The organism is Lysinibacillus sp. AR18-8, assembly GCF_001705465.1.
Lineage (GTDB): Bacteria > Bacillota > Bacilli > Bacillales_A > Planococcaceae > Lysinibacillus > Lysinibacillus capsici.
The window spans coordinates 56,946-62,945 of sequence record NZ_MDGU01000025.1; the positions used below are offsets into that span (position 1 = coordinate 56,946).

General features: G+C 36.5%; 5 protein-coding genes. All 5 read left to right on the forward strand.

The window, feature by feature from the left end; all coding sequences use genetic code 11:
* The first annotated feature begins 146 nt into the window (after positions 1–146).
* The 5 genes from BFM98_RS17910 to BFM98_RS17930 all read left to right on the forward strand — a co-directional run bounded on the left by BFM98_RS17910 (position 147) and on the right by BFM98_RS17930 (position 5,722).
* Entirely contained in the window at positions 147–947 is an 801-nt protein-coding gene (locus tag BFM98_RS17910; RefSeq protein WP_048390712.1) for an NUDIX domain-containing protein, read from the forward strand.
* An 80-nt stretch (positions 948–1,027) separates the two neighbouring features.
* Positions 1,028–1,582, forward strand: coding sequence for a cysteine hydrolase family protein (locus BFM98_RS17915; RefSeq protein WP_066038077.1), 555 nt, complete (start codon positions 1,028–1,030; stop codon positions 1,580–1,582).
* Between the two features lie 19 nt (positions 1,583–1,601).
* Positions 1,602–3,059, forward strand: a complete 1,458-nt coding sequence (locus tag BFM98_RS17920; protein ID WP_054548939.1) for a nicotinate phosphoribosyltransferase — start codon at positions 1,602–1,604, stop codon at positions 3,057–3,059.
* Positions 3,060–3,084: 25 nt separating this feature from the next.
* Positions 3,085–3,699: a nicotinate-nucleotide adenylyltransferase gene (nadD, locus tag BFM98_RS17925; protein WP_048390705.1), complete on the forward strand. Its 615-nt coding sequence runs from the start codon at positions 3,085–3,087 to the stop codon at positions 3,697–3,699.
* A gap of 169 nt (positions 3,700–3,868) precedes the next feature.
* A complete protein-coding gene (locus BFM98_RS17930) occupies positions 3,869–5,722 on the forward strand; it encodes an SLC13 family permease (protein WP_066038078.1) in 1,854 nt (617 codons plus the stop codon).
* The last annotated feature ends 278 nt before the right edge of the window (positions 5,723–6,000 follow it).

Consider the following 6,000-nt stretch of genomic DNA (forward strand, 5'->3'; position numbering starts at 1 on the left):
TGGGCATAAATAAGGCGGAGTAGCTTTATTTATGCTTTTTTTATAAATTAGTTGCAAATGCTTTGATGAAAGATTATAATTCTAATAAATAGTAATTAACGAATTACAAATTACATGAACCTTGTAATTATAGAAGGGGTTATACAATGACAAAATTTCGTACCGAAGAAGAAGTGCTTGCACATTATGATTCTTCAAAATATCAAACACCCGATGGATATACCGCAGATATTGCTATTTTTACAATTACCTCAGAGAAAACAGAGGAAAAAGCACCGCCAAACATGACGCTAAAGATTATGTTAATTAAGCGTGCTACTAGGGATGCTGAAGGAAATCCCAATATTGAAGGAGGAAAATGGGCACTTCCTGGGGGCTTTGTAGATGCAAATCAAAAAGAAACTGCCTTTATCGCAGCAAAGAGAGAATTAAAAGAAGAAACAAATGTAGAAGGTTTACATGTTCAACATTTTGGTGTTTATGATGAGATCGATCGAGATCCACGTGGTTGGATGATTTCAAATGCATTTTATGCCATTGTTCCTGAGACATATATTGAGCAACGTCAAGCGAATGATGATGCAGACGATGTAGAACTGTTTGATATAGAAAGTGTATTTACGCTTCCATTAGCTTTCGATCACCGAAAAATCATTTCCGATGCGTTGCATTTTATTAAAAGGGATATGATTCAGACAACTGTTGCTAAAAACTTTTTACCACAAGAGTTTACATTATCAGAATTGCAACGAGTACTTCTAACAGTTGGAGAAGATCCACGAATCTCTAACGATTCCGTATTCTTTACAAAAGCACCTAAATTACCATTTATCGAAAAAGCATTGGATGAAGAAGGAAAACCAAAGAAAACAAAAAGAAATTCGTTCCGGCCTTCCCAGCTCTATACATTTAATGATTTCGAAATGGTAGAGTCTATATATCATTAGGAAAGATCCGTCTTTCCTGATTATTTTAAAGAAAGTAATTTGTAATTTAAGTATTACTAATTAAAAACTGGAGTGATGAAATGATGAAAAAGCGTGCATTAATTAATATTGATTATACAGTGGATTTCGTAGCGACGGATGGGGCTCTTACTTGCGGAGAGCCTGGGCAATTGCTCGAACGTGCAAATGTTGATTTAACAAAGGAGTTTATTAAGAGGGGGGATTTTACAGTATTTGCGATAGATGTTCATGAAAAGGGAGATGTTTATCATCCAGAAACAAAGCTATTCCCACCTCATAATATTCGTCATACAGAAGGTAGAGAGTTATATGGTGCATTAAACTCATTATATGAAGAAAATAAAGACCAAGATTTCGTCTATTACATTGATAAAACGCGTTATTCTGCTTTTGCAGGAACAGATTTAGAATTGAAATTGCGTGAAAGAGGAATTGCTGAGCTGCATTTAATCGGCGTTTGTACAGATATTTGTGTTCTTCATACAGCAGTAGATGCTTATAATAAAGGGTTCGATATCGTCATTCATAAAAATGCTGTCGCCTCCTTTAATGAAGCTGGACATGAGTGGGCGTTAAATCATTTCGAGCATACTCTAGGTGCCACTATTATTTGACATGAATGGAGGGGAAAATATGAAATATGTAGATGATAGTTTCATGTTACACACGGATCTATACCAAATTAATATGGTTCAAACTTATTGGCAAGATGGTGTTCATCAACGTAAAGCTGTTTTCGAACTATATTTTAGAAAGCTTCCATTTGGCAATGGCTATGGAGTTTTCGCTGGATTGAAAAAAGTGATTGAGTTTATTAATAACTTTGGTTTCTCTCAAAGCGATATTCAATATTTACGAGAAGAGGGGAAGTATCCCGAGGAATTTCTTGAATACCTAAAAGAACTTAAATTTACAGGGACAATTAAGGGGATGAGAGAGGGAGAACTGGTCTTTGCAAACGAGCCTATCCTGCGAATTGAAGCACCATTAGCAGAGGCTCAATTAATTGAAACGCCGTTGTTAAATATCGTTAATTACCAAACACTGATTGCGACAAAAGCTTCACGTATCAAACAAGTGACGGGTGAGGATGTTGTAATGGAATTTGGAACCCGCCGCGCACATGAATTTGATGCTGCTATTTGGGGAACTCGTGCTGCTTATATAGGTGGATTCTCTGCAACAAGCAATGTAAGAGCAGGAAAATTATTTGGTATTCCTGTGTCAGGAACACATGCCCATGCGATGATTCAAACCTATCGAGATGAATATACTGCGTTTAAAAAATACGCAGCAGCCCATAAAGACTGTGTTTTCCTAGTAGATACTTATGACACACTACGTTCTGGTGTTCCTAATGCTATCCGCGTAGCGAAGGAGCTAGGGAATCAAATTAATTTTATTGGTATCCGTTTAGACAGTGGAGATTTAGCCTATCTCTCAAAACAGGCAAGGAAAATGCTAGATGATGCAGGATTTACTGCAACTAAAATTATGGCTTCGAATGATTTGGATGAATATACAATTATGCATTTAAAGTCACAAGGGGCGCAAATTGATGCTTGGGGAATCGGAACTAAGCTGATTACAGCCTATGATCAAGCAGCTCTTGGTGGAGTATACAAATTAGTTGCAATAGAAAACGAAAGTGGAGAACTAGTTGATACCATTAAAATTTCAGCAAATCCTGAGAAAGTGACTACACCTGGACGTAAACGTGTTTACCGTATTATTAATGCAGAGAATGGTCATGCTGAAGGAGATTATATTGCGTTAGATAATGAAAACATACAGCAAGAAGAAAGATTGAAAATGTTCCACCCTATTCATACGTATATTAGTAAATTTGTTACAAATTTTACGGCGAAAGAGTTACATGAAAGTATTATAGAAAATGGAAATATTGTTTATGAGGAGCCAACTATTCAAGAAATACAAAAATATGTACAGGAAAACTTACATTTATTGTGGTGTGAGTATAAACGAACAATGAATCCTGAAGAATATCCTGTCGATTTAAGTCAAGTATGTTGGGACAATAAAATGGCAAGCATACAGGCAATAAAAGAAAAGGTTTCACAACGTATTTAAAAGTAACTGCTAGGAGGTAGAGACGATGGCGAGAATAGGTATTTATGGTTCATCATTTGATCCTATTACCAATGTCCATCTTTGGACAGCAAGCACTGTAGCACATCGGTGTAAGTTAGATAAGGTTATTTTTTTGCCTTGTTCAAATAAACGCAAAGATAAAACCATCAAAACAGCTGATACACATCGTTGGAATATGCTTCAGTTAGCTATTGCTAAGGACGATCGTTTTATCGCAGATTCCTATGAAATGGATCAAGAAGGCTGGAATATCTACACATATGACACTATGAAATACTTTAGAGAGAAGAACCCAGAGGATGAGGTGCATTTTATTATGGGTGCTGATTTACTAGTGGATATTGGTGCGGGTTTATGGAAAAAGGGCGACGCATTAGTAGCGGAGAATAAATTTATTGTAATGGCACGACACGGCATTGATATGCTCTCAACCATTAGTCGTTCTCCGATTTTAAGAAATAATGATGATGGAAGATTTCATCTTATAGATAAAGGGCTAGCGATGGAAATTAGCTCTACCTATATTCGAGAAGAATTCGCAATGGGAGGAGAACCGAGATACCTCTTGCCTACTGCTTGTTACAACTATATTAAAGAACATCATCTTTACCAAAAATAAAATAGTGAAGCTATCATTATAAGTGTGGATGACTACCACACTTATTTTAATTTTGAAAAGATGGTGAATTTTATCATATAGAGCTCAGGGTAAGCTATAATAAAAATAGTAATGAAGTACAATTTTTTGCTGTCAATTTTTAATAATGATTAATGTTAGAAAGGAATTCATGAATGTGCAGCTTACATTAACATTTCTTATTTTAGGAGTAACAATTTTCGCATTTGTGACCAATAAAATACGAGCAGATCTTGTAGCAATTGTGTCACTATTAGCATTTGTCATTATGGATATTTTGACGCCCGCGGAGGCATTAGCTGGTTTTTCAAACTCTGTAGTTTTAATGATTGCAGGGTTATTTGTCGTGGGTGCAGGGATTTTACGTACGGGCCTGGCAGGCATGGCGGGGCAACTCTTACTAAAATGGTCAGGCAATAGTGAGCTGAAGTTATTTGTGCTACTGCTTATTATTGTAGGATCGGTTGGTGCATTTATGAGTAATACGGGTACTGTCGCCTTAATGATGCCAATCGTTGTAAGTATAGCAATAAGTATGAAAGTCAGCCCTTCTAAATTTCTACTACCACTCTCCTATGTAGCAAGTCTTTCTGGTCTGATGACACTGATTGCGTCCCCAACCAATTTAATTGTCAGTCAGTTATTGGTTGATCGAGGCTATAACAAACTTGGCTTTTTTGAAGTAACTCCTATTGGTATCGTGGGGATGATTGCTGGCATTTCCTATTTAGTACTTGTAAGAAATATTTTATTACCAAAGGATCAAAACCGTACACAGACCAATGAAGGCTATAAACTTTCGCCGAAAAAAATTATTAAACAATATGATTTAAATAATCGTCTATTTAAAATCTCCGTTCCTGAGGAGTCACCTATTATTGAAACATCGTTAGCGGAATTAAAACTACCAGCTAAGTATATGCTTTGTATGATGAAAATTCATCGGAAATCACAGGAGGGCATTAATTTACTACCGATGACTTATCAGGAAATGGCAGGACCAACTAGTGTCATTCATGCCAAGGATGAGTTATATGTTCAAGGAGAAATAGAGGATATTCGGCGTTTTGTTGAGGATTATCATCTTGAGATGCAAGGATTAGTTGAAGGAGAAGCCGATGAATTGGTATCGAAGCATCTGGGTATTGCAGAGGTATTGCTTACCCCAAATTCGAGCTTTATCAATGAAACGGTTAGTTCCCTTGGGTTCCGGGAAAAATACAATCTAAATATCATTGGTATTAATCGTAAGGGTGGTTACAAGCTTCAGGATATGGTGTCTCACAAATTAAAATTTGGGGACGCAATATTAGTACAGGGAGCATGGGATGAAATTCTTTTGTTAGCAAGAGAAACGCAAGATGTCGTGGTTGTAGGACAGCCGAAAGAACACGCAAGTGTGGCAGCAGCTACAGGCAAAGCTGGAATTGCGGGGATTATTATGTTATTCATGATAATTTTGATGGCATTTGAAGTTTTCCCTGCTGTCATTTCTGTGATGATTGGTGCTGTACTTATGATTTTAACAGGCTGCTTGAGAAACATGGAAGATGCCTATAGCAATATGAATTTTGAAAGTATTGTGTTAGTGGCTGCCATGTTACCAATGGCGACAGCGTTAGAAAAAACAGGGGGCATGACCATTTTATCTGATGGTATTATTAATGCTTTAGGTGGTTTCGGACCATACGGTGTACTCATAGGAGTTTATATTTTGACAGCTATTTTCGGTCAATTTATTAGTAATACGGCAACTGCTGTATTGTTTGCACCCATTGCCATGAGTGCAGCCATTGCAATGGAGGTTAGTCCCACAACATTTATGATTGCAGTCGCAGTTGCAGCAAGTATGGCATTTGCTACGCCAATTGCTTCCCCTACGAATGCACTGGTAATGACGGCGGGGGGCTATAAATTTATGGATTTCGTAAGAATAGGGGTTCCGTTACAGCTTGTTATGTTTATTGTGATGATGATAGCCATCCCGTTCTTTTTCCCATTTTAAAAACTCGGTTTCTTTACCGAGTTTTTTGTTTTTTTAAAGATCTATTATTTTTTTGTAGGAAATTATGATAAAATTATTTTCTAGTTCATGGTCTAATATTGAACTAGCTTGTGAATAGATTTATAGTTACTAATATAGGAAGTTTTACTTTGGTAATAAAAATAATAAAGTTTTTTATTAAAAAGTGTTGACTTTTTAAAAATAAGGGTGTAGTATTATACAAGTCGCCAGGGTGACACGCTAAAATAAAGCAAAACATGAACCTTGAAAACTGAACA